We start from the raw sequence: 22,338 nt of genomic DNA, 5'->3' as shown, positions 1-22,338 counted from the left end.
CGCGGTGCGCGGGGTCTGCCTTCCCCTCCCCCTTGTGGGGAGGGGTCAGGGGTCGGGGTGGTGCCGCGTAAAGCGAGACGGTGCCTCCTGCACCACCCCCACCCCCTCACCCCTCCCCACAACTTGCAGCGATACCGCGCAAGCCCGGGATCGCCGGGGTGAGGGGAGGTGCTTCACTTTTTACGCGAAGCGGAATCGAGTGGATCTTCGTGAAAACTACGCCCCCACGATCGGCTTGATCACCTTCTCCATGCCCTCGATCGTCATCTCGCCCTGGTACTTCTGGCCGTTGATGAAGAAGGTCGGCGTGGCGTTGACCTTGAAGGTGGTCATGGCCTTCTCCTTCACGGCGTTGACCGCGTCGTAGAGCTTCTGGTCCTTCAGGGTCGCCTCGAACTTCTCCTTCGAGAAGCCGGCCTGGCGCATCATCTGCTCGAGGGCGTCGAGGGGTTTCGGGACGAAGGCCCAGTTCGCCTGCTGGTCGAACAGCATGTCGGTGATCGGGTAGTAGCGTGCGCCGTTGTCGGCGCGAGCGAGCATGAAGGCTGCGGTGGCGAGCGGGTCGAGGGGGAATTCGCGCAGGGTGAAGCGCACCTTGCCGGTATCGATCCAGCGCTCCTTGAGCGCCGGCCAGGTGGTCTTGTGGAAGGCGGCGCAGTGCGAGCAGGTCATCGAGGCGTACTCGATGATGGTGCAGCGGGCGTTGTCGGGCCCGAGCCAGATGTCGCCGAGGGGGCCGGGCTGCATCAGACCGTCCACCACCGGCCCTTGGGCGAGAGCGCGGAACGGCAGGGCCGGCGCGAGCAGGGCCGCGCCGAGGGCCGAGCCGGTGAGTGTCAGGGCCTCGCGACGGGTGAGCATGGCAGGCGTCCTCATGGCAGGCGTCTTCGTGAGCGGTTGCGGGAGGGTCCGCGATCGGACTGCGGTAGAATCCCGGCCGCCTCGTGGCAAGCCGCCGGCGTATCAACTTCCTTTGTGCCGTCGCGTGCCGCGACAGCGTCCGGCGCATGGGCGCCGGCGCCCGGTCGGGCTTGCCGCGCTCCGGAGGCTCGCGGATCTCGGGGTGGCCGTTGCATGCCGCGACGGCGTCCGGCGCATGAGCGCCGGCGCCCGGTCGGGCTTGCCACGATCCGAAGGCTCGCGGGTTTCGGGCTTGCCTCGGGCCCTCTGGGCCCGACGGACACGCTCGTCAGCGCGAGCGCTGCGCGCCCAGGACCGCGAGGCCGAGGCGGTCGAGGGCGTCGCGGAGCGCCGCCTCGCTCACGCTCGACACCGCGAGCGCGACCTCGCCGCGACGCACCGGGTCGAGGGGCGGGGGGGCGACCTTCCGGCGCTGCGCCTGGGCGACCCGGTCCTGGCGCATCCGGATCTTGCCGACGCAGGCCCAGCCGTAATGGCGGTTGATGCGCTCGATCACCAGCGGCACCAGGTGCTGGAGTTCGAGGGCGAAGGCGCCCTCGACCCGGACCGTCAGGGTGCCGGGCTCCGGCCGCTCGCGCGTGCTGCCGCGGCGGCGCGGCCATTCGAGCTTCTCCGGCTGGCAGGCCCGGGCCAGGCGCTCGCCGACGATCTCGGCCCAGGAGGCCAGGATGTCGGTCGAGGCGAAGCCCTGCGCCGCGAAGACGGGGCCGAGGGACCGCTCGATCAGCTCGCTCAAGGGTTTGGGCCGCGCCATCGCCCGTCCGTCCTGGTGAGTCGCCGTGTCCGGCGTGAAGCCCGACAGATAGGGGCTTCGCGTGAGGGAATCCTTAACCCTCCGGGGCGCGAAGACCAGCATGGTCCCGGAGGGGCATGACGGTGCACCACCCCGAAATCCCGCTCCCGCCGCGGCGGAAAACCGGCTAAGGCGAGCCGCATGGTAGCGCCCGCCGCGTCGCACTCAAGGCCGGATCCCGCCGACCTCCTGGTCTGGTACGACCGCCACCGCCGCGCGCTGCCCTGGCGCGCGCTGCCCGGCGTCGCGCCCGACCCGTACCGGGTCTGGCTGTCCGAGATCATGCTGCAGCAGACCACCGTCGCTGCGGTGAAGCCTTACTTCGCCCGTTTCCTGGAGCGCTTCCCGACCGTCGAGGCCCTGGCGGCGGCGCCGGAAGAGGCCGTGATGGGGGCCTGGGCGGGCTTGGGCTACTATTCCCGCGCCCGCAACCTGCACGCTTGCGCGAAGGCGGTGGCGCAGGCCGGCCGCTTCCCCGACACGGTCGAGGGCCTGAGGAAGCTCCCGGGGATCGGCGCCTACACGGCCGGCGCCGTCGCGGCGATCGCCTTCGACCGGCCGGCGGCGGCGGTGGACGGCAATGTCGAGCGCGTAGTGTCGCGCCTCTACGCGATCGAGACGCCGATTCCCGCGTCGCGCCCCGAGATCCGCCGCCTCGCGGAAGACCTGGTGCCGGCGAAACGCCCCGGCGACTTCGCGCAAGCCGTGATGGATCTCGGCGCCACGCTCTGCACCCCGAAGCGGCCGGCCTGCGCGCTCTGCCCCTGGATGCAGCCCTGCCGCGCCCGGGCCGAGGGCTTGCAGGAGACCTTCCCGCGCAAGGTGAGGAAGGTCGCCGGGCAGCTGCGCCGCGGCGCCGCCTTCGTGGTGCTGCGCGCCGGCGACGACGCCGTTCTCCTGCGCACGCGGCCGCCGGAGGGGCTGCTGGGCTCCATGGCCGAGCCGCCGACGAGCGAGTGGCGGGCCGACTACGACCCGGCCCAGGCGCTCCTCGACGCGCCCCTCGACGCGCGCTGGAAGCGGCTGCCCGGGATCGTGCGCCACGTCTTCACGCATTTCCCGCTCGAACTGACGGTCTTCCTCGCCCGGGTCGCCGCCGGCACGCCGGCCCCCGAGGGGATGCGCTTCACCCCCCGCGCCGGCCTCGACTCCGAGCCCCTGCCCGGCGCGATGAAGAAGGTGCTGGCCCACGCCCTGGAGCAGAAGCTGGCGGCGCCGCCGCCCGTCCCGGCGCCCCCGCCGGCGCCCGACCTCGCGACGCTCCCCGAGCCCGAGCCGCCGCCGCGGCGGGCTCCGGTGCCGAAGGTGCTGTCGCGACGGCCGGCCTCGGCCGCTCCCGTGGTCAAGGCACGGGGACGGCCGAAGGGAAGCTGAAGCATTTCTCGGCGAAGTGGATACCGGGTCGTCGAAAAAACCGCGGCACAATCGAAGGCTTGGAGCGGCGTCCGATCGCAACGCCAAAGTACACGACACGGCAGGTTGCTCTGTGCCCTCGCGACCTGCCGTGTCGTGTGCCGTGTGGCCTGCCTGCGCAAGCCCGCTTCGTTCGGGGCGGTCAGGCCCCGGCCGTCAGCCACCGCTTGAAGCGCCGCGCGAAGTCGTTGGCGGCCCGGTCGTACAGGTCGTCGTAGCCGCCGGCCGTCAGCGCCCCGTCGAGGACCACGCCGAGCACGCCCTGCCCGGCGGCCTGCATGCCCTGGTCGCCCGAATAGGCGGACAGGACCGCGCCGGTGCGGGCGTCGACGATCTCGATGTTGGCGCGGATCGTCGGCGAGCCGCCGGCGATGACGCGGCGCACCGCCGAGGGGATGTCGGCTGCGAGCAGCGTGACGACGAGGCGGACCGGACGCGCGCCCTCGGGCCGGGAGGCCAGCGCCCGCTCCAGCGCCGCCTTGAGGCGCTGCCCCGCCATGCAGCGGATAAAGGCCGCTGCCTCCGGCGTCTGCAGCAGGGCCGGGTCGGTCAGCGACAGGTTGCGGCTCTTGAGATACGCGTCCTCTGCATCGGTCCAGTTCACGGCCGCGCCCGCCGTCCGGACCTCGATCCCGGTGAAGCGCAGCTGCGCCGTGTCGGCGAGCGAGAGACGGTTGGGGGCCACGGTGTTGCAGGCCGCCACGCACAGGGCCGCCACCACGGCGACCAGCCAGGACCATCGACCCATCGTCGGGAACTCTCTCGACCCCTCGCGCCGCCCGATGCGGTCGCGGTCTGCGAGCGATGTCTGACCCAGGGTCAACCGGCAAGCGAAGTGTTTCGCATGTGTTAACGAGCGAAGCGCCCGTGGCCGCAAGGACACAGGCGCGTCGCGGTGATGCCGCCCGTCAGGCGGCCGAGCCCATCCCGGCCCGCATCGTGCCGCGGAAGTCGTCGATGCAGACGAGGCGTCCGCCGCGCTCGGCATGCCAGAAGGTCCAGCCGTTGCAGGCCGGCAGACCCTGGACGAGGGCGCCGATCTTGTGGATCGAGCCCGAGGCCGGGCCGACCCCCAGCGTGCCGTCGGGGCGGACCAGGGCCTTGTGGCGGCGGCGCTCGTCGGTGAGCGTCTCGCCGGCCCTGACGTGGCCGGCTTCCAGGAGGCTCAGGAACGGCACCCGCGGTTCGGCACGCTTCGTCGGCGCAGTGAGGAGGGCGGCACGCGACAGCGGCTCGATGCCGGCGATGCGCTCGCGCGCCGCCGCCGCATAGGCCGGCTCCTGCTCGATGCCGATGAAGTGCCGGCCGAGCCGCTTGGCGACCGCACCGGTGGTGCCGGTGCCGAAGAACGGGTCGAGCACCACGTCGCCGGGATTGGACGACGACAGGATGGTGCGGGCGAGCAGGGCCTCGGGCTTCTGGGTCGGGTGCAATTTCCGCCCGTCGTCGCCCTTCAGGCGCTCGTCGCCGGTGCAGAGCGGGATGAACCAGTCCGAGCGCATCTGAAGGTCGTCGTTGCCGCCCTTCAGCGCCTCGTAATGGAAGGTATAGCCCTTCTGGTCGCTGCGCGAGGCCCAGATCAGGGTCTCGTGGGCGTTGGTGAAGCGCTTGCCGCGGAAGTTCGGCATCGGGTTGGCCTTGCGCCACACGATGTCGTTCAGGATCCAGAAACCAAGATCCTGCAACGCGCTCCCGACGCGGAAGATGTTGTGGTACGACCCGATCACCCAGAGGGTGGCGGTCGGCTTCATCACCCGGCGGCAGGCGGCGAGCCAGGCGCGGGTGAAGGTGTCGTAGGACTCGAAGCTGGCGAACTGGTCCCAGTCGTCGTCGACGGCGTCGACGGCGCTCTGGTTCGGGCGCAGCAGGGTGCCGGCGCCGAGCTGGAGATTGTAGGGCGGATCCGCGAAGACCAGGTCGACGCTGGCCGGCGGCAGCCGCTCGAGGGCGGTGAGGCAATCCCCCAGGATGACCTCGTCCAGGGGAAGACGCTGTGCGGGGGTAACGAGACCCATCCGCGGTGCCGACACCACTCGCCCGGTACGCGAGACTTGATTCCGGGCGGCGGTGCCGGCGACCGCGGTACGCGGGGAAGCCATGGCAAACACCGGTTACGCGACTGACACCCAGACATTGCCGCGGCTACGGTAAAGGTGAGGTTGCCAAGAGGCACGAATTGCGTCTCGAAATGGGGCTGCACATCTTGCCGGGTTGGCCGGTCGCCAGGTCGATCCGTTAACGAAAGGCTACGGGCGGCGAGCGCGACGCGGGTTGATCGTTCTAGCTGCGTCCGCGTGTGCGTGCGTGTCGGCGCACCAGCTTCCCCATCATCGCCGAACGACGCGCGGGCTTTCCCCGCGCGAGCCGGGAGGAGAGGCACGCGCCGACCTATCCCGGCGCCGCCGGGCCCGGCCGGCCCGCCTCCGCCGCAACTCGCGAATGCTGAAAACCCCGAATGCAGCCGCTCGGGATCGCAAGTCACCAATAAGATCTCAGCGCGTCCGACAACTTGCAAGATCAATCCTTAACGGACTGCAAGATATTGGACAGGATTGCGGCGTGTTCTGCCGCAAATCGGGCGGTCATATTTTCGTCCTGTTTGGCCTCGATTGGCACTGTCATCAGCAACCACCAAGGACAGTGGAATGAACAGCGCCAAGCCTGCGCGGCGGTCGATCGCGGCTCCCGTCTCGGCTCTTCTCGGCGGGCTCGCCCTCGCCGGAATCGGGAATCTCGCGGTGGTGTCGACGGCGCAGGCCCAGAGCGGCAGGGCCTCCTGGTACGCGTCCGGCCATCGCACTGCGAGCGGCGAGCGCTTCAACCCCAACGGCCTCACCGCGGCGCATCGCAGCCTGCCCTTCGGCACCCGGGTGCGGGTGACGAACGAGGCCAACGGCCGCTCGGTGGTGGTGCGGATCAACGACCGCGGGCCCTTCGCCCATGGCCGCATCATCGATCTCGCCCGCGGCGCCGGCAAGGCGATCGGCATGAACGGCGTCGCTCGGGTCGCCGTGGCGGTGGTGGACTGATCGTCCGACGCGGCGTTGCCGTTGGGCGACGCCTCCCCACATCAGGCTCATCGTGCGAGCGGAGCGTGATGATGGCAAAGCCCCTGGTTGTCGTGATTCCCCATCAGCTCGGCCGGGCCGAGGCCCGCCGCCGGCTCGAGAACGGGATCGGCCAGGCCAAGGAGATGCTGCACAAGGCAGGTCTCAGCATGGCCGACGCGACCTGGACCGGCGACCGGCTGTCGTTCCTCGTCGCCGCCATGAACCAGCGGGTCGACGGCGACATCGACGTCGAGGACGATGCGGTGCGGGTCGAGGTGCGGATGCCGCTCCTGCTCTCGATCTTCGCCCACAAGATCCAGCAGATCGTCAGCCAGAACGGCGCCAAGCTCCTGACCAAGCAGTAGACTCGCCCGGCAATCGGGGACGCGGCGGAACCGGGGCCGGGCGCCCCGGTTTGGGTTCGACGAGAGAGAGGAGCGCTCGATGTCGAATCCCGGCCCGATCCCGGACCAGCCCTACGATCCCGTGCCCCCCACCCCCGGTCCCGATACGCCGAATCCGGGCGGGCCCGAGCTGCCGAGCGAGGCGCCGGGCGACCGGCCGGTCGAGATCCCGGTGAACGATCCGGGCAACTCCCCGGCGATCACCCCCGACCCGTCCCCGACCGGCCCGGCCAACCCGACGATGTGAGGCAGGTTACCGCCCCGCGGCGTAGCCCTGCATGCCGCGGGGATTGGCGGCGGCCCGCAGGCGCCGCCCATCGCGGCTCGCCGCCGTCAGCCGCCCCTCCGACCAGTCCGGCCCGACCTCGACGAGGTGGCCGCGCCGGCGCAGCTCCGCGATCGTGCCTGCGCTGATCCGGTTCTCCACCACCACGACCCCCGGCCGCGCGGTGCGGGGCCAGAACGACGACGGGAAATGCTCGGTGTGCCAGGCCGGCGCATCGATCGCCGCCTGCAGGTTCATGCCGGCATGGACGTGGCGCAGGAAGAATTGCGGGATCCACTGGTCCTGCTGGTCGCCGCCGGGCGAGCCCCAGGCGAGGTAGGGCTGGCCGTCGCGAAGGGCCATCGTGGGGGACAGCGTCGAGCGCGGCCGCTTGCCCGGGGCGAGCGCTGCCGGATGGGCCTCGTCGAGCACGAACATCTGCGCCCGGGTGCCGAGGCAGAAGCCGAGGGACGGGATCACCGGCGAGGATTGCAGCCAGCCGCCGGACGGCGTGGCGGCGATCATGTTGCCGTGCCGGTCGATGATGTCGAAATGCACGGTGTCGCCCCGGACGACGCCGGAGCGGGCGTCGTCCGGCGGCACCGTCGCCTCGATCTTGCCCACCGTCGGCTCCCCGGCGCCGGACGCGCCCACCGCCGTGCGGGCGCCGCTGCTCACCCGGGCGTCGAGGGCCTTGCCGAAGCCCGGGATCGTGCCCGGCCGCTGCTCCAGCGAGGCGGTGTCGCCGACGAGCCGGCGGCGCTCGGCGTTGTAGGCGTCGGACAGCAGCGTCTCGACCGGCACGTCGACGAAGGCGGGGTCGCCGTAGAACGTGTCGCGGTCGGCGAAGGCGAGCTTGGCGCATTCGACCTGGAGGTGGATGAAGTCGGGCCCGGCCGGATCGAGGCGATCGAGGTCGAAGCCCTTGAGCAGGGCGAGCTGCTGCAGCGTCGCGAGCCCTTGCGTCCAAGGCCCGGCCTTCAGCACGGTGTAGCGGCCGTACTCGTACCCGACCGGCGCCTCGACGCTCGCCTGCCAGGCCGCCATGTCGGCGCCGGTGAGGAGGCCGCGATGCGGCGTCCCCGTCACGTCCATCACCGGTTCGGCCTTGCAGAAGGCGTCGATCGCCTCGGCGACGAAGCCCTGCGACCAGATCCGGCGGGCGCGCTCGATCTCCTGCTCGCGCGTGCCGCCGGCGGCCTCGCGCACGATGCGGGCATAGGTCTCGGCCAGCACCGGATTCGTGAACAGCGTGCCGGGGGCGGGCACGCCCCCCTCCTTGAGGTAGGTCGCCGCCGAGCTCGGCCAGTGCTCGCGGAACAGCCCCTCGACGGTGGCGATGGTCGCCGAGACCCGCTCGACCAGCGGGAAGCCGTCGCGGGCATAGGATATCGCCGCCTCCAGCACGTCCGCGAGGCGCCAGGTGCCGTGGTCGCGCAGGATCAGCATGTAGGCGTCGAAGGTGCCCGGCACGCACGGCGCGAGCAGCCCGGTCCCCGGCACGAGATCGAGGCCGAGGTCGTCGCGCAGGCGCGAGATGGTGGCGGCCTGCGGCGCCGGGCCCTGCCCGCACACCACCTGCGGGTGCCCGACCCGGACGTCGTGCAGGATCACCGGCACGTCGCCGCCCGGCCCGTTGAGATGCGGCTCGACCACCTGGAGCACGAAGGCGGTGGCGACCCCCGCATCGAAGGCGTTGCCGCCCCGCTCCAGCACGCCCATGCCGACCGCGGTGGCGATCCAGTGGGTCGAGGCCACGACCCCGAAGGTGCCGTCGATCTCGGGGCGCGTGGTGAAGGGATCGGGGGTGACGAAGCTCATCGGGTTTCCTCTCCGGGCAGCCGAGGCCCAGGCTCTTACAACACCAGGGCCGCCATTCTAGGCTCCCACCCACGGCGGGAACGATGCAATCCGTCGGGGTCGGCGATGCGACGCCGCGCCTTGCCGGCGCCGACGCCTAAGCGGACTTGCGTTGGCAGGCCAACGCTTCGTCCGCTTAGACTCTTGTCTTGTCGCAGATTTTTGTCGCAAAACCGGCAACCACTTTTGCGAAATCTGCTTAGGGCATCGTCTCGCGCAGCACCGCGTTCATCCGGGTCTGCCAACCCGGGCCACTCGCCTTCCAGCGCTCGACGACGTCCGGATCCAGGCGCAGCGTCACGAGCTTCTTGGTCTGTGTGACGGGCGGACGACCGCGCCCACGGCGGATCAGGGTCGTGCCCCGGTCGGTGTCGGCCGCCTCCAGGTCCGCCTCGGCGAGTTCCGGCAGCTCGTCGTATTCCTCGGCCGCGATGGTGTGCGCGTCGACCCTGGCGACGTCGGCCGCCCCGTAGGCATCAGGGGAAAAGGGAGGCGCAGCGGGCTTGCTCGCGCTCATCGTGAATTGTGCCGGGAGCCAGGAGGGGTTTATGCGACTCGAAAGCTACTGCGCGGCGGCGCGGCGTCGGCGCGATTTCGGCGGGCTCGCGGCCCTGTGCCCGCCGGTCTCGCGACCGAATGCGGATCGTGCCGGCGCGGTCCCGGAATCGGTCGTGTCGGCCGAACCGTCGCCGGCCTCGTCGGTCACCGGAGCAACCCGGTGCGGGGTGTGGACCTTCTCACCGAAGACATGAGCCGGAGCGATGCCGAACCCCGTCACCTGACGCTCGATCGCCTTCAGGAACGCACCGGACACGTGAGGCCGGCTGTGGGGAAGCGATACGCTCGCGCCGGCCGGATGATCGTAGAGTGCATGGCTATCATTGGCCATTCTCCGCTCGAAGCCGAGTTCCGTCAGAGCGTCGATGACCGTCTGCGTCCGGACGTCCGTCATGCCCGCGCCTTTCTGTGCCCGGTCTTCAGGTCCCGCCACGACCGGACCACACTATCGCTCACGATCGCCTCCGGGTCGATGTGGACGGTCAACGTGCCACGCCGTCGTTGGGCTGCCGTGAGCTGATGCGCCTTGAAGTAATCTTGTACGACCAGATAGTAGCCTATCTCCGCGCGGGCATCGAACACCACAACGATCACCGGAAAGAAATCTGCCAGCTAGAAATCGATGTCGCGCAGATCGATCCGGACAGCGATGCAGCCATCGGCGTCGAAGGTCGTGATCAGGCCATCGATGCCGTAATCGGCTGCTGGAACATCGAGACGTAGCCGGCCTTCGCAACGATGTAGCCGACATGGTGCAGGCTCGTGGTCGCGATGACGTGCTCGCGGGTTCTGATCTTGCGATCCGCCATGCATCCCCGCGAAATCGAAGCTGTGCGGTCTCCTCCTGCTGGGTCAAGGTCGTGCGGCGCACAAGACGCCCCCGCCCGGTCTCGCCTTTCCGCCGGCCCTGCCGTAATCCCCCACCCCATGGCCGCTCCTCCGCTTCTCACCCTCCAGGGCATCGCGCTCACCTTCGGCGGCACGCCGCTGCTCGCCGGCGCCGACCTCTCGCTGGCTCCCGGCGACCGCACCTGCCTCGTCGGCCGCAACGGCTCGGGCAAGTCGACCCTGCTCAAGGTCGCCGCCGGGCTGGTCGAGTCCGACAAGGGCGTGCGCTTCCTGCAGCCCGGCACGACCTTGCGCTACCTCGCCCAGGAGCCGGATTTCTCCGGGCACGACACCACCCTGTCCTTCGTCGAGGCCGGGATGGGGCCGGGCGACGAGCTGTACCGGGCGCGCTACCTGCTCGAGAGCCTGGGGTTGACCGGCGAGGAGGATCCGAGCCGGCTCTCGGGCGGCGAATCGCGCCGCGCGGCGCTCGCCCAGGCCCTGGCGCCGGAGCCCGACATCCTGCTCCTCGACGAGCCGACCAACCACCTCGACCTGCCGGCGATCGAGTGGCTGGAGGCCGAGCTGAAGGGGAGCCGCTCGGCCCTGGTCCTCATCAGCCACGACCGGCGCTTCCTCGAATCGCTGTCGCGCTCGACCGTCTGGCTCGACCGCGGCACGACGCGGCGGCTCGAACAGGGCTTCTCCGCCTTCGAGGCCTGGCGCGACCAGGTGTTCGAGGAGGAGGAGCGCGACCGCCACAAGCTCGACCGCAAGATCGCGGCGGAAGAGGACTGGCTGCGCTACGGCGTGACCGCGCGGCGCAAGCGCAACGTCAAGCGCCTCGCTGGCCTGCACGACCTGCGCCGCCAGGCGCGCGAGCATCGCGGGCCCGTCGGCGCCGCGACGATGACGGTGAGCGAGACCGAGGCCTCCGGCGCCCTGGTGGTCGAGGCGCGCGACGTCGCCAAATCCTACGGCGACCGCCCGATCGTCCGCGACCTGTCCCTGCGCATCGCCCGCCGCGACCGGCTCGGCATCGTCGGCGCCAACGGCACCGGCAAGACGACGCTCGTCAACCTCCTCACCGGCCGCCTCCCACCCGATTCGGGGACGGTGAAGGTGGGGGCCAACGTCACCCTCAACCTCCTCGACCAGCGCCGCAGCGCGCTCGATCCCGAGCGCACCGTCGCCGACGTGCTGACCGGCGGGGGCAGCGACACAGTCCAGGTCGGCAACCAGAGCCGGCACGTCATCGGCTACATGAAGGACTTCCTGTTCTCCCCCGAGCAGGCGCGCACGCCGGTGGGGGTGCTGTCCGGCGGCGAGCGCAACCGGCTGCTGCTGGCCCGCGCCCTTGCGGAAGCCGGCAACCTCCTGGTCCTGGACGAGCCGACCAACGACCTCGACCTCGAGACCCTCGATCTGCTCCAGGAGATGCTCGGCGACTATGCCGGCACCCTGATCCTGGTCAGCCACGACCGCGACTTCCTCGACCGGGTGGTGGACACCGTGCTGGTCTCGGAAGGGGAGGGGCGCTGGATCGCCTATGCGGGCGGCTACAGCGACATGGTCGCCCAGCGCGGCGTCGGGGTGCAGGCCCGCGGGGTGGTGCAGGGCGCGGTCAAGGAGGCGAAGGAGCCGGCGAGATCCGCCGCGCCCCGTCCGGCGGCGGGCAAGAAGCGCCTCGGCTTCAACGAGCAGCACGAACTCAAGACTCTGCCGGCCCGGATGGCGGCGCTCGAGGGCAACCGGGCCAAGCTGCGGGCCGCCCTCGACGACCCGACGCTCTATGCCCGCGACCCCGCCCGGTTCGAGGCGATCTCCCGTACCCTGGCGACGACCGAGACCGACCTCGCCGCGGCCGAGGAGCGCTGGCTCGCCCTCGAGATGCTGCGCGAGGAACTCGAGGGTTGATTCGTCGACTCAACCTGTGAATGAATCGTCCCGGCGCCGCGGAGGCGCCGGCCTATCCGAAGCGATGACAGGACGGCACGCGAGAACATCAGTTCTCGCCTGAAAGGCTCCGGTTATTAGCTGACCCGCGTAAGCTTTCGTGGCGTCCGTGCAACATTCCTGCCGAAACCCGGCGACTTGGCCGTTCCGGATGCGGAAGCCGGTTGATCGCCGTTAGCGCCTCGCACATGGTGCCCCTGCACCGGGCACAACCCGGTGCAGCCCGGATGACATCCCCCAGGGAGCGCCGGGCGCAAGGGGATAAGAGTGGCGTGGTTCGGCATTCGTCGGGACACAGTCGTTCACCCCCAGGGTCTCGAAACTTTGGAGGTCTCGATGAAGCTCGTGAAGAGCCTTCTGCTGGGTTCGGCCGCTGGCCTGACCGTTGTGGCTGGGGCGCAGGCTGCCGATCTGCCGATCAAGAAAGCGGCGCCTGTTGAATACGTTCGTGTCTGCTCGGCTTATGGCGCCGGGTTCTTCTTCATTCCCGGTACGGATACCTGCCTGCGCGTGTCGGGCCGTGCCCGCTTCGAGGCCGGCTACTCGCAGGGCTATCAGCGCGGCGGCAACAACGGCGACCTGATGGGCTATCGCGGCCTCGGCCGCCTCAACCTCGACGCCCGCACGCAGACTGCCTACGGCACGCTCCGCGCCTTCGTCCGGTTCGAGCTCGCCTCCCGCACCGGCGCCTACCTGAACTCGGGCACGCAGCAGCGCATCGCCAACGCCTTCCCGGCGGTCGGCGTCGACACGTTCGGCCGCGCTCAGCAATACGTGAACGTCGACAAGGCCTTCATCCAGTTCGCCGGCCTCACCGCCGGTCGCGCGGCCTCGTTCTACGACTTCTACGCCCACGACTTCGAGATCATCGGCACCTCGCTGGGCTCGGACACCTCCTCCACCAACCTGCTCGCCTACACGGCGACCTTCGGCGACGGCTTCTCGGCGACGATCTCGGTCGAAGACCCGATCTTCCGCAAGAACCCGCTGTTCGGCACCGCCACCGCCGGCAACGCGGCGAGCCAGTTCGCGGTCTTCACCGCCGCGGCCGCCAACCTGAGCCCGGTCATCGCCACCAACGCGGCCGGCGTGCCGATCGGCGAGGCGTTCTACGACCTGCGCCAGACCTCGCGCATGCCCGACTTCGTCGGCGCCCTGCGCTACGACGCCGCCTGGGGCTCGGCCCAGCTGTCGGCCGCCGTGCATGAGCTGAACGCCCAGAACGCCACCACGGTCCTGACCTTCGGCGGCGCCACCATCCCGGCCGGCACGGTCGTCACCCCGCGCGTCAACAGCGAGTACGGCTGGGCGGTGCAGGGCGGCCTGAAGTTCAACCTGCCGTTCATCGCTCCGGGCGACTCCCTGTACCTGCAGGGTTCGTACGGCGAGGGCGCCCAGATCTACACCGGCTACTCCCAGTATATCGGCACCTACACCGCCAGCGCCGGCAACACCCAGGGCTCGCCCTTCGCCGCCTACTTCACCGACGCCACCGTCAACCCGCTGACGGGCAAGATGGAGCTGTCGACCAGCTGGACGGTGGTCGGGTCGTACCTGCACTACTGGACCCCCGAGTGGCGGTCGGCGATCATCGGCAGCTACGGCGAGATGTCGTTCGGCAAGACCAGCCGCAACCTGCTGGGCGGCCTGAACTTCAACGGCCTCGGCAATCCGGTCAACAGCCCCGGCGCCTTCGCCTACAGCGCCGCCCTGCGCGACACCAGCCAGATCGTCGCCGGCGCGAGCCTGATCTGGTCGCCGGTCAAGGACCTCGACATCGGCGTCGAGGGTCTCTACAACCGCGTCGACCTCAAGGGCGGCCGCGTGGTCGACCAGAACAAGGCTCCGGGCCAGGTGCCCGTCGGCCTGAACGCTGCCGGTCTGCCGACCAACGCCGCCGGTGTGGCCCTGCCGACCACCAACTACGCGGACACGTTCCAGGTCCGCATGCGCGTCCAGCGCGACTTCTAAGCCGCGACGCGGCCCCCGCGGGGGCCGCCGACGGCAGAGGATTCAGGGTCCCGGCGCGAGCCGGGGCCCTTTTTGCGTGAGCGCGGCCGGCCGGCCCGTCGCGCCTTGCTGATGCCGGAAACCGGGGCCAGGGTGGCCGGCACGCGCGACGCCCCCGGCCGCGCCCTCCCGCGACGAGGTCCTTCGATGGCGATTCGCTCGATCGGCTGGCTCGCCGGCCTTCCTCTTCTCGCCGGTGCGTGGGTTGCGGCGACCGGCTGGGCCGAGCCGCGGCTCGAAGCCGCCCTGGAGGCACCCGCCGAGGCCGTCGCCGCGGCCACCGGCCGCGACGGGGCCGAGCCGTGGCTGCGGGCCGAGGCGCGGGGCCGCGACCTCGTGGCGAGCGGCGAGGCGCCGGGGGAGGGCGCCCTCGCCGAGGCCCGCGCCGCCCTTGAGGCCCTTCCCGGCCACCGGCGGATCGCCGACCGCCTCGGCCTCGTGGCGGAAACCTCGCCCTTCACCTGGGCCGTCCTGCGCCGGACGCCCGACCACCTCGACCTGATCGGCCACCGCCCGGCCGAGACCGGCCGCGCCGCCCTCGCCGAATCCCTGGGCGCCGGCCTGCCCGCCGGCCTCGGCTTGCGCGACGCGGCACGCGCTGCCCGCGGTGCGCCGGAGGCTTTTTCCGCGGCCGCCCGCTTCCTCGTCGGGATCGTCCTGCACCTGAAGCCCGGCGCCAGCGCGGCGATGAGCGACCGCGTCCTGTCGATCCGCGGCGAGGCGGCGAGCGTCGAGGCCTATGCGGGCCTCAAGGCCGACCTCGCCCATCCGCCCGCCGGGTTCACGATCGGCGAGGTCGCGGTCGAGCCGGCCCTGATCTCGCCCTTCGCCTGGTCGGCGAGCCGCGGCCCGGAGGGCATCCGCCTCGACGGCTATACCGTGTCGGAGGGCGACCGGGCCGTGATCCTGGCCGCCGCGCGGCTCCTCGCCGACGGCACCCCCGTCACCGACGCGATGCGCACCGCCCGCGGCCTGCCTGCCGGGATCGACGCGCGGGCGCTCACCGACCGCGCCTTCGCGGCCCTGGCGCTGGTGCGGGAGGGCCGCGTCTCCCTCGAGGGATCGACCCTGTCGATCCGGGGTTCGGCCATCGACGCCCAGGCGGTGCGCGAGGCCGAGGCCGTGGCCGACGCCCTGCCGGCGGGCGTCTCGCGCGGGACGGTCGCCCTGACGGCGAGCCCGGTTTCGCCCTACCTCGTCACCGTCCGGCGCGGACCGGACGCCTTCACCCTCACCGGCCACCTGCCGGATGCCGAGGCGCGCGCGGCGCTCCGCACCGCGTTGCGGCCCTACCTCTACGGCGAGCGGGTGATCGACCGCACCCGCCTCGCCGAAGGCGCGCCGCCCGCGCTCGTCGAGGGCCTGACCGCCGGGATCGGCGCCCTGGGCCAGCTCGCCGAGGGCGAGGTGACCGTGCGCGACCAGAGCCTGCGCATCGCCGGCGAAGGGCTCTATCCCGAGAGCGCCCGCCGGGTCGCTGCGGACGCGGCGCGGATCGCGCCCGCCGGCTGGCGGACCGAGGTCGCGGTCGGTGCCCGCGGCGCGCCGCCGCCGCGGGATCCGGCCTCCTGTCGCGACACCTTCGCGGCGCTGGCGAGCGAGCCGACCCTGCGCTTCGATCCCGGCAGCGCCGACCTGAAGCCCGCCTTCTACCCCGTCCTCGACGGGGTGGCGGGTCTCGCCCGGGCCTGCCCGCAGGCCCGGATCGAGGTCGCCGGCCACGACGACCCGCCCGGCACCGTTCCGCCGCCGGCCCCGAAGGAGCCGCCCGCGGCCAAGGATGCCGCGAAGGACGCCGCGAAGGATGTTTCGGCCAAGGGCAAGGCCGCGGCGAAGCCCGGCAAGCCGGCGGCCAAGACCGCGGAGAAACCGGCCGAGGCCCCGTCGATGCCCGATCCCGGCCTGCCCCAGCGCCGCGCCGCGGCGATCGTCGATTACCTGGTCAAGGCCGGCATCCCGGCCGGGCGGATCGCCGCCGCGCCCGCCGACGTCCCCACCGACCGCCGCACGGTCGCCTTCGCGCTGCGTTCCTGAGGCCCGCCCGTGCTGCTTCTCGCTTCCGTCGCCTGGCCGGGCCTCCTCGCGGGCTTCCTGATCGGAGCCTGCACCGGATGGTGGGCCGGCCCGCCCGCCACCCGGGGCGCGCGTTTCGCCGCGTTCCTCGTCGCGCTCCTGGCGCTCGCCGCCGCCGCGGCGGCCATCGCCGGCCTGGTGCCCGGGCCCCTTGCCGTGCCGGGGCGGGACGGCTTCCGGATCGAGAATGCCGCCCTGATGCTGGCGGCCTACCTCGCCGGCTGCGTCCTCGGGTCGGCGACGCATCGGCGGGCCTGAACGGCCGGCCTGCGCAGTCCCCTGGCGCAGCGTCGATCGTGCCGCGCGCCCGACGGCGCACGGATCGTCGTCCTGGAAAGGGTATCACCAGCCGGCGCGGCGTCCGAGCGAAGCCGAAATCCGCATCGCGAACGCGATTGCGCAGCAATCGCCGAGCCGTCGATCGGACGTCGGATGACCGGAGCGGTGCCGGAGTTATGGAAAAAGGGCCGCCCCGCGGAGAGCGGCCCTTCGTTCGTCAGCGCTGCTGCTGTTGCGGCTGCTGCGCCTGCTGCTGGATCAGCGGGGTGATGCGGCGCACGGTGACCCGGCGGTTCTCCCGCGAGGGGCCCTGCGTGTTCACCTTCAGGTACTGCTCGCCGTAACCTTGCGTGGTCAGGTTCTCCGGCGGCACCTTGAAGTCGCGGGTCAGCACCTCCGCCACCGACTGCGCGCGGCGGTCGGAGAGCGACAGGTTGTCGACGTCGCTGCCCACCGCATCGGTGTAGCCCTCGATCAGGAACACCTCCTGCGGGTTGTTCTGAACCGCCTGGTTGATCGCCGCCGCGATGGTGGCGAGGCGCCGGGCCTGGTCGGGCGTGACCTCCCACGATCCGGTGTCGAACGTGATCGTGTCGATGTCGACGCTGCGCATCCGGGCGCGCAGGGTCGGGCTGTAGCGCACCTGGTCGAGGGTGTAGCGCCGCTCGACGGGGACGACCGGCGGGGCGGTGAGCGCCTCGTAGATCGCGCCCTCGTCCGCCCGGTCCGCCTCGACCACGTAGCGGTCGCGGGGGATGCGGATGTCCGGCGGCGGCAGCACGACGACGTCCTGCTCGATCGACCGGGGCGGGCCGGCATAGGAATTATCGATCAGAACCACCTCGCGCCCGTCCGGCCCGCGGCGGTAGCGCCGCAGCAGCCGGCCGTCGTCGTCCACCACGGTGAAGACCTGGTAGCCGCCGGGGCGGTCGATGATCGTCACGGTGTCGCGGCCGCGGCGCTCGATGCGGGCGTCGCGGTCGAGCAGGCGGAAACGCTCGGTCTCGTCGTGGCGCAGGAAGTAGCGGTCGTCGTCGCGCACGATCACCCGGCCGGGCTCGCGGATGATCAGGCGGCCGCCGTCGTTGAACTCGCGCCGGGCGCGGCGCACGTCCTCGTAGCTGCGCACGTCGACGTCGCTGCGGCGGAAGCCGCCCGGGACGTAGTCCGGCGCATCGCGGCGGTAGCCGCCGGGCAGCTCGCCGCGATCGTCGAAGCCGCGCCGGTCGCCATCGCGCCGGTCGAAGTCGCGGCGGTCCTGGTCGCGCGGGTCGCGGCGGTCGAGGTCGCGCCCGTCGGGGCCGGCGCCGCCGGGCACGAACGGGCGGCCGGGCACGCCGGGCTGCTGGTTCGGCGGCAGCGGTGCGCCGTTCGGGCCGGCGCCCGGGGCGTCGGGCCGGCCCGGCCCGCGACCGGGCTGGGCCTCGCCCGCCGGCGGCGGGATCGGCCGGCCCGGAGCAGGGGGCTGGCCGGGCGCCGGGGCTTGGCCGGGTGCCGGGGCTTGGCCGGGTGCCGGGGCTTGGCCGGGAGCGGGGGGCTGGCCGGGGCCGCGCTGGGCGGGGGCGCCCGGCGCGTCGGGCCCTCGGCGCTCGTCGCGCGGATCGGGCCGCTCGTCGCGGCGGTCCGGACGGTCGCGCGGATCGGGCCGCCCGGCGGGCCCGCGGTCCTGCGGCTCCGGGGCCCGGCCGGGCTCCTCGCCGCGGCGGTCGGGGCGATCGGGCCGTGCATCCGGGGCCGGGCGCTCGCGTTGCTGGTCGGGCCGTCCGGCGGGCCCACGGTCCTGCGGCGGCGCCGGCGGACGGCCGGGCTCCTCGCCGCGCGGGCCGCGCTGTTCCTGTTGACGCTCCTGCTGGCGGTCCTGCCGCTCGCGCGGCTCGGGCCGGTCCGGGCGTCCCTGCGGGCCGCGCTCCTGAGGCCCGCGCTCCTGCGGGTCGGGCCGCTCCTGGCGCTGCCGCGGCTCGGGTCTCTCGCGAGGCTCTTGTCTCTCGCGCGGCTCCTGACGCTCGCGCGGCTCCTGACGCTCGCGCGGTTCCTGGCGCTCACGCGGCTCGGGCCGCTCGCGCTGGGGTTCGGGGCGTTCCTGGCGGGGCTCCGGCCGCTCGCGCGGGGGCGCGGTGCGCTCCGGCCGTGGCTCCGGACGCTCCTGGCGGGGCTCCGGTCGCTCGCGCGGCCCGCCGCCCGGGCCACCGCGTTCGCCGCCTGGGCCTCCCGGACCGCCGCCGGGACCACCCCGTTCGCCGCCGGGACCGCCATGGCCGCCGCCCGGTCCCGGGCCGCCCGGCCCGCCCGGTCCACCGGGGCCACCCGGCCCGCCGGGTCCGCCCTGGGCCAGCCGGATCACGTCGTCGCCTCGCGCCGCCACCGGGCTCGCAAGAAGGGGCTGGAGCAGCAGCGCCGGCAGCATCGTGCCGGTCAGCAGCAGCGCGCGGGCAGAACGCATCAGGGGAACCTCTCGTCCGTCGTCGGTTCCTTCGAACAGCTTGACGGCGAATTGGTTCCCCGCGTCGTTTCCCATCGGGAAGCCGCCCGTCGGCGGCGTTCCGGACTTGAGAGGGTCCTTGCGTGGCCCCGCCCTAGGGGGTCGCGACCGGGGCGGCGCCGGGGGCCGGCACCGCGACCGCCGCTGCCTGCGGGCCGTCCGCCCTCGCGGTCTGCGGCACCGGGATCAGGTTCGGGGCGATGATCCGCACGGCGGGGCGCTCGTCCGGGTTGGCCGGGCGGGGCGCCTCGGCGGCCTCCTCCTCGACCCGGGTCGCCGCGGTGGCGGCCAGCGTCGCGGCGGCCCGGTCGGCGCGGCCGACGAGCGTCAGGCGCACCTTGGGTCGCGACATCGCCTCGGCCTGGGCCGGGGTCACGAAGATGTCGCCCTTGTGGCGGACCAGCATGCTCTCCGCCTTGACCAGGGCCTGGGCCCAGGTCTGCGTGCCCTTGCACGAGCAGTTCGGCACGAAGGTCTTCTGGAACTTGAAGGCGTTCGGCAGGGCCGAGTAGGCGCGCCTGGTCTGGATCGCGGCGGCCTGGGTCAGGCCGCTGTCGGTGGGCGGCATCGAGTAGGCGGCGGCCTCGGCGCCGGGGCAGAGCGCCTGGCACATCTCGTCGGCGCCCTCGCGCCCGTCGGGCAGGTTCGGCATCGGAAAATAGGCGCCGTCGCACATCCGCACGCAGATCACCTGCGAGCCGCCGCGGCCGAACCCGTCGGCGGGCTTCGATTGCAGCGCCGCCGGGCTCGGCAGGCCAGTGCAGGCCTCCTTCACGGCGCCGATGAGCTGCTCGCGGCGGGCATTCGAGACCTCGCGGGCCCCGGCGCCGTAGCCGGCGTTGAGGGCGCGGATGCGCTGCTCGACCTGGGCGCATTGCGGCGGCCGCATGTCGAAGAACAGGAAGCGCCCGCCCTCGCAGCCGATCGACTGGCGATAGGCGACGAGCTGCTGAATCTCCTCGATCTGGCCGCGGTTGGAATCCCGCTGCAGGCCGGCGAGCTCGGCGCGAAAGCGCTGGCACGACGCGGCGTTGGGCTCGGCCAGGACGGCCTGGCACAAGGAAAGGGTCGCAAGGGCGCCGGCAAGGAGCCGGACCGTGAGGCGGAGCAGCGGCATGGCGTTCGGGGGACCGACCGGTATGCGGGGACGACCGCCCTCGCGGGCGGCGGACGGGAACGAGCGGCCCCGCGCGCGGATGCGCAAAGCTTGGCTGGACGGGACAGGTCCGTTCTAGCCGCCCTCGCCGCCGGGCGACAGCCTCCCTACATACGTTAAGCTCGTTTACGGAAAGGTTGACGCGATGGTGTGGCGGCGGAGTCTCACGGCGGTTGGGCGGAGTCTCACGGCGCTTCTCGCGGGGGGCTGCCTCGCGGCGTCCGCCGACGCGGCGCTCGCGCAGGAGCCGGACCGGATCTTCGACAAGTCCACGGTCTGGCGTCCGCTGACGCCGAACGACAAGCTCGTGGTCTACGGCATCGACGACCCGGACGTGGCCGGCGTCGCCTGCCATTACACCCAGCCCGAGAAGGGCGGCATCAAGGGGACGCTGGGCCTCGCCGAGGAGGTCTCGGACATCTCGCTCTCCTGCCGCCAGGTCGGGCCGGTGAAGTTCAAGGGCAAGGTCAAGCAGGGCGAGGTCGTGTTCAGCGAGCGGCGCTCCTTGATCTTCAAGAGCATGCAGATCGTTCGCGGCTGCGATGCCAAGCGCAATACGCTGATCTACATGGTCTATTCCGACAAGGTGGTGCAGGGATCACCGAAGAACTCGACCTCGACGGTACCGCTGATGCCATGGGGGACCGAGCTGCCGCCGAAATGCGGCGACTTCCTGGGATAAGTCCCATCTGTACCACCGGTTGTTGCCCGGAAGCTTCGGGGTCCGCGCCTGCGCGGGCCCTTTTTTCATGGGTGACCGTCACCGCCTCGTTCCGGCCGCGGCGCCACGCAGGTCCGCCTCCGGTCGAATTCCTGACGATGGCGGGGGTCATTAACGATCCGGTAACCACGATGCGCGCTTCATGGCGGTCGGTAACAACTCGTCAACCGCCGTGACCAGCATCAGCCTCACCCGCCCCTCCCTCCCGCTGCGCGGCCGCTCCTTCCGGGCGCTCGTGCTCGCACCGGAGACGCCGCTCGGCGACTGGTTCTCGCACCTGGATGCCCTGGTGCAGCGCTCGCCGACGCTCTTCTCCGAGCGCCCCGTGATCCTGGACGTCTCGGGCCTCGCCAAGGATTCCCCCCGGGGGGGACTCTCCCTCCGGGGGGACCTGGCGGGACCTGAGGCGGCCGAGCCCGCCGAGGACGACGCGAATGCCGCGGCGGCGACGCCCGACATCGCCGGCCTCGTCGACGAGCTCAAGCAGCGCGGCATCCGCATCATGGGCGTCGAGAAGGCCGAGCCGGCTTGGCTCGGCCCGGCGCTGCCGCCGCTCCTCAGCGGCGGCCGCCCGGCCGAGATGACGCCACCGGCGGACGTCGAGGCCCCCGCGCCCGTCAAGGCGCAAGAGCCCACCAAGACGCCCGAGCCGCCGCGCAAGCCGAACTCCCTCGTCCTCGAGAACCCGCTGCGCTCCGGCCAGTCGGTCTACCATCCCGAGGGCGACGTGACGGTGATGGGTTCGGTCGCTTCGGGCGCCGAGATCCTGGCCGGCGGCTCGATCCACATCTACGGGGCCCTGCGCGGCCGTGCCATCGCCGGCGCGGGCGGCAACCCCCGGGCCCGCATCTGCTGCCGCAAGTTCGAGCCCGAGCTGATCGGCATCGACGGCCTGTTCCGCACCGCCGACACCACCGACCCGAAGCTGCGCAAGATGGCGGTCCAGGTCTGGCTGGAGGGGGAGACCCTCCGGATGGCCGCCCTGGACTGATCGGCCCTCCGGACCGGTCCCTCACGGCCCTCGGCGCCGCGACACCAGACGACCGGGCGAAGTCCCGCGGGCGATCCCGCCCCGACCCGCCCGACGAGACAGACCACCGAAACCCCGCACGCGCGCCTTCCGGCTCCTAAGCCGGATGCCGCATCATCCCGACCGCTCTGGGGGGAGCACGAGAATGGCCAAGATCATAGTGGTGACGTCCGGCAAGGGCGGGGTGGGCAAGACCACCACGACGGCGGCGCTCGGCGCCGCCCTCGCGCAGGCCGGCCAGAACGTCTGCGTCGTCGACTTCGACGTGGGCCTGCGCAACCTCGACCTCATCATGGGCGCCGAGCGCCGCGTCGTCTACGACCTCATCAACGTCGTCCAGGGCGACGCCAAGCTCCCCCAGGCCCTCATCCGCGACAAGCGCCTCGACACCCTCTCGCTCCTCCCCGCCTCCCAGACCCGCGACAAGGACGCCCTCACCGACGACGGCGTCGCCCGCGTGATCGGCGAACTACGCGAGAAGTTCGACTGGGTGATCTGCGACAGCCCCGCCGGCATCGAGCGCGGCGCCACGCTCGCCATGC

The 22,338-nt window shown here is 72.2% G+C and carries 21 protein-coding genes; 12 read left to right on the top strand and 9 right to left on the bottom strand.

The window, feature by feature from the left end; genetic code table 11:
• Window positions 1-216: 216 nt before the first annotated feature.
• Both G4G93_RS00105 and G4G93_RS00100 read right to left on the bottom strand, forming a co-directional pair.
• Window positions 217-861, bottom strand: a complete 645-nt coding sequence (locus G4G93_RS00105; protein ID WP_165080045.1) for a thioredoxin domain-containing protein — start codon at window positions 859-861, stop codon at window positions 217-219.
• Window positions 862-1,189: 328 nt separating this feature from the next.
• Window positions 1,190-1,675: a DUF721 domain-containing protein gene (locus G4G93_RS00100; protein WP_165080043.1), complete on the bottom strand. Its 486-nt coding sequence runs from the start codon at window positions 1,673-1,675 to the stop codon at window positions 1,190-1,192.
• Between the two features lie 180 nt (window positions 1,676-1,855).
• Here G4G93_RS00100 and mutY point away from each other — a divergent pair, with 180 nt between their 5' ends.
• Entirely contained in the window at window positions 1,856-3,088 is a 1,233-nt protein-coding gene (mutY, locus tag G4G93_RS00095) for an A/G-specific adenine glycosylase (protein ID WP_165080041.1), read from the top strand.
• A gap of 181 nt (window positions 3,089-3,269) precedes the next feature.
• Here the strand turns inward: mutY and G4G93_RS00090 are convergent, their stop codons facing one another.
• Window positions 3,270-3,875 (bottom strand): hypothetical protein, encoded by a 606-nt coding sequence (locus G4G93_RS00090; protein WP_165080039.1) that lies wholly within the window; start codon window positions 3,873-3,875, stop codon window positions 3,270-3,272.
• 160 nt (window positions 3,876-4,035) lie between these two features.
• Complete coding sequence (locus G4G93_RS00085) at window positions 4,036-5,226, bottom strand: site-specific DNA-methyltransferase (protein ID WP_165080037.1); 1,191 nt, start codon at window positions 5,224-5,226, stop codon at window positions 4,036-4,038.
• A gap of 546 nt (window positions 5,227-5,772) precedes the next feature.
• Here G4G93_RS00085 and G4G93_RS00080 point away from each other — a divergent pair.
• The 3 genes from G4G93_RS00080 to G4G93_RS00070 all read left to right on the top strand — a co-directional run bounded on the left by G4G93_RS00080 (window position 5,773) and on the right by G4G93_RS00070 (window position 6,828).
• On the top strand, window positions 5,773-6,156 hold the full coding sequence (locus G4G93_RS00080) for a septal ring lytic transglycosylase RlpA family protein (RefSeq protein ID WP_165080035.1): 384 nt from the start codon (window positions 5,773-5,775) through the stop codon (window positions 6,154-6,156).
• 71 nt (window positions 6,157-6,227) lie between these two features.
• Window positions 6,228-6,542: a polyhydroxyalkanoic acid system family protein gene (locus G4G93_RS00075; RefSeq protein ID WP_165080033.1), complete on the top strand. Its 315-nt coding sequence runs from the start codon at window positions 6,228-6,230 to the stop codon at window positions 6,540-6,542.
• A gap of 79 nt (window positions 6,543-6,621) precedes the next feature.
• Window positions 6,622-6,828: a hypothetical protein gene (locus tag G4G93_RS00070; protein WP_048433129.1), complete on the top strand. Its 207-nt coding sequence runs from the start codon at window positions 6,622-6,624 to the stop codon at window positions 6,826-6,828.
• Between the two features lie 6 nt (window positions 6,829-6,834).
• Here G4G93_RS00070 and G4G93_RS00065 read toward each other — a convergent pair whose 3' ends face one another.
• From G4G93_RS00065 to G4G93_RS00055, 3 genes are all read right to left on the bottom strand, one after another.
• On the bottom strand, window positions 6,835-8,667 hold the full coding sequence (locus G4G93_RS00065; RefSeq protein WP_165080031.1) for a gamma-glutamyltransferase family protein: 1,833 nt from the start codon (window positions 8,665-8,667) through the stop codon (window positions 6,835-6,837).
• Window positions 8,668-8,905: 238 nt separating this feature from the next.
• Window positions 8,906-9,223, bottom strand: coding sequence for a BrnA antitoxin family protein (locus G4G93_RS00060; RefSeq protein ID WP_165080029.1), 318 nt, complete (start codon window positions 9,221-9,223; stop codon window positions 8,906-8,908).
• Window positions 9,224-9,268: 45 nt separating this feature from the next.
• Complete coding sequence (locus tag G4G93_RS00055; RefSeq protein ID WP_165080027.1) at window positions 9,269-9,658, bottom strand: hypothetical protein; 390 nt, start codon at window positions 9,656-9,658, stop codon at window positions 9,269-9,271.
• Window positions 9,659-9,801: 143 nt separating this feature from the next.
• On the opposite strand from G4G93_RS00055, the gene G4G93_RS00050 reads away from it, so the two are divergent.
• From G4G93_RS00050 to G4G93_RS00030, 5 genes are all read left to right on the top strand, one after another.
• The gene (locus tag G4G93_RS00050; protein WP_165080025.1) at window positions 9,802-9,987 is read left to right on the top strand and encodes a hypothetical protein; all 186 of its coding nucleotides are present in this window, start codon (window positions 9,802-9,804) and stop codon (window positions 9,985-9,987) included.
• A 204-nt stretch (window positions 9,988-10,191) separates the two neighbouring features.
• Entirely contained in the window at window positions 10,192-12,009 is a 1,818-nt protein-coding gene (locus G4G93_RS00045; RefSeq protein WP_165080023.1) for an ABC-F family ATP-binding cassette domain-containing protein, read from the top strand.
• Window positions 12,010-12,384: 375 nt separating this feature from the next.
• Window positions 12,385-14,019: a porin gene (locus tag G4G93_RS00040; protein WP_165080021.1), complete on the top strand. Its 1,635-nt coding sequence runs from the start codon at window positions 12,385-12,387 to the stop codon at window positions 14,017-14,019.
• Window positions 14,020-14,205: 186 nt separating this feature from the next.
• Entirely contained in the window at window positions 14,206-16,092 is a 1,887-nt protein-coding gene (locus G4G93_RS00035; RefSeq protein WP_165080019.1) for a flagellar motor protein MotB, read from the top strand.
• Between the two features lie 9 nt (window positions 16,093-16,101).
• Window positions 16,102-16,389 (top strand): hypothetical protein, encoded by a 288-nt coding sequence (locus tag G4G93_RS00030; protein WP_165080017.1) that lies wholly within the window; start codon window positions 16,102-16,104, stop codon window positions 16,387-16,389.
• Between the two features lie 238 nt (window positions 16,390-16,627).
• On the opposite strand, the gene G4G93_RS00025 is transcribed toward G4G93_RS00030, so the two are convergent.
• Together G4G93_RS00025 and G4G93_RS00020 are read right to left on the bottom strand one after the other, a co-directional pair.
• Window positions 16,628-18,850: an OmpA family protein gene (locus tag G4G93_RS00025; protein WP_165080015.1), complete on the bottom strand. Its 2,223-nt coding sequence runs from the start codon at window positions 18,848-18,850 to the stop codon at window positions 16,628-16,630.
• Window positions 18,851-18,983: 133 nt separating this feature from the next.
• Entirely contained in the window at window positions 18,984-20,006 is a 1,023-nt protein-coding gene (locus tag G4G93_RS00020; RefSeq protein ID WP_165080013.1) for a DUF2865 domain-containing protein, read from the bottom strand.
• Window positions 20,007-20,190: 184 nt separating this feature from the next.
• On the opposite strand from G4G93_RS00020, the gene G4G93_RS00015 reads away from it, so the two are divergent.
• From G4G93_RS00015 to G4G93_RS00005, 3 genes are all read left to right on the top strand, one after another.
• The gene (locus G4G93_RS00015; RefSeq protein WP_206289403.1) at window positions 20,191-20,727 is read left to right on the top strand and encodes a CreA family protein; all 537 of its coding nucleotides are present in this window, start codon (window positions 20,191-20,193) and stop codon (window positions 20,725-20,727) included.
• Window positions 20,728-20,908: 181 nt separating this feature from the next.
• Window positions 20,909-21,757 (top strand): septum site-determining protein MinC, encoded by an 849-nt coding sequence (minC, locus tag G4G93_RS00010; protein WP_165080011.1) that lies wholly within the window; start codon window positions 20,909-20,911, stop codon window positions 21,755-21,757.
• A 184-nt stretch (window positions 21,758-21,941) separates the two neighbouring features.
• Window positions 21,942-22,338, top strand: a 397-nt coding sequence (locus tag G4G93_RS00005; protein ID WP_165080009.1) for an AAA family ATPase, incomplete at its 3' end; no start/stop codon positions are given.

This window comes from Methylobacterium sp. DB0501, from assembly GCF_011043735.1.
Classification (GTDB): Bacteria; Pseudomonadota; Alphaproteobacteria; order Rhizobiales; family Beijerinckiaceae; genus Methylobacterium; species Methylobacterium alsaeris.
This window is presented reverse-complemented; position numbering and strand designations above follow the sequence as displayed.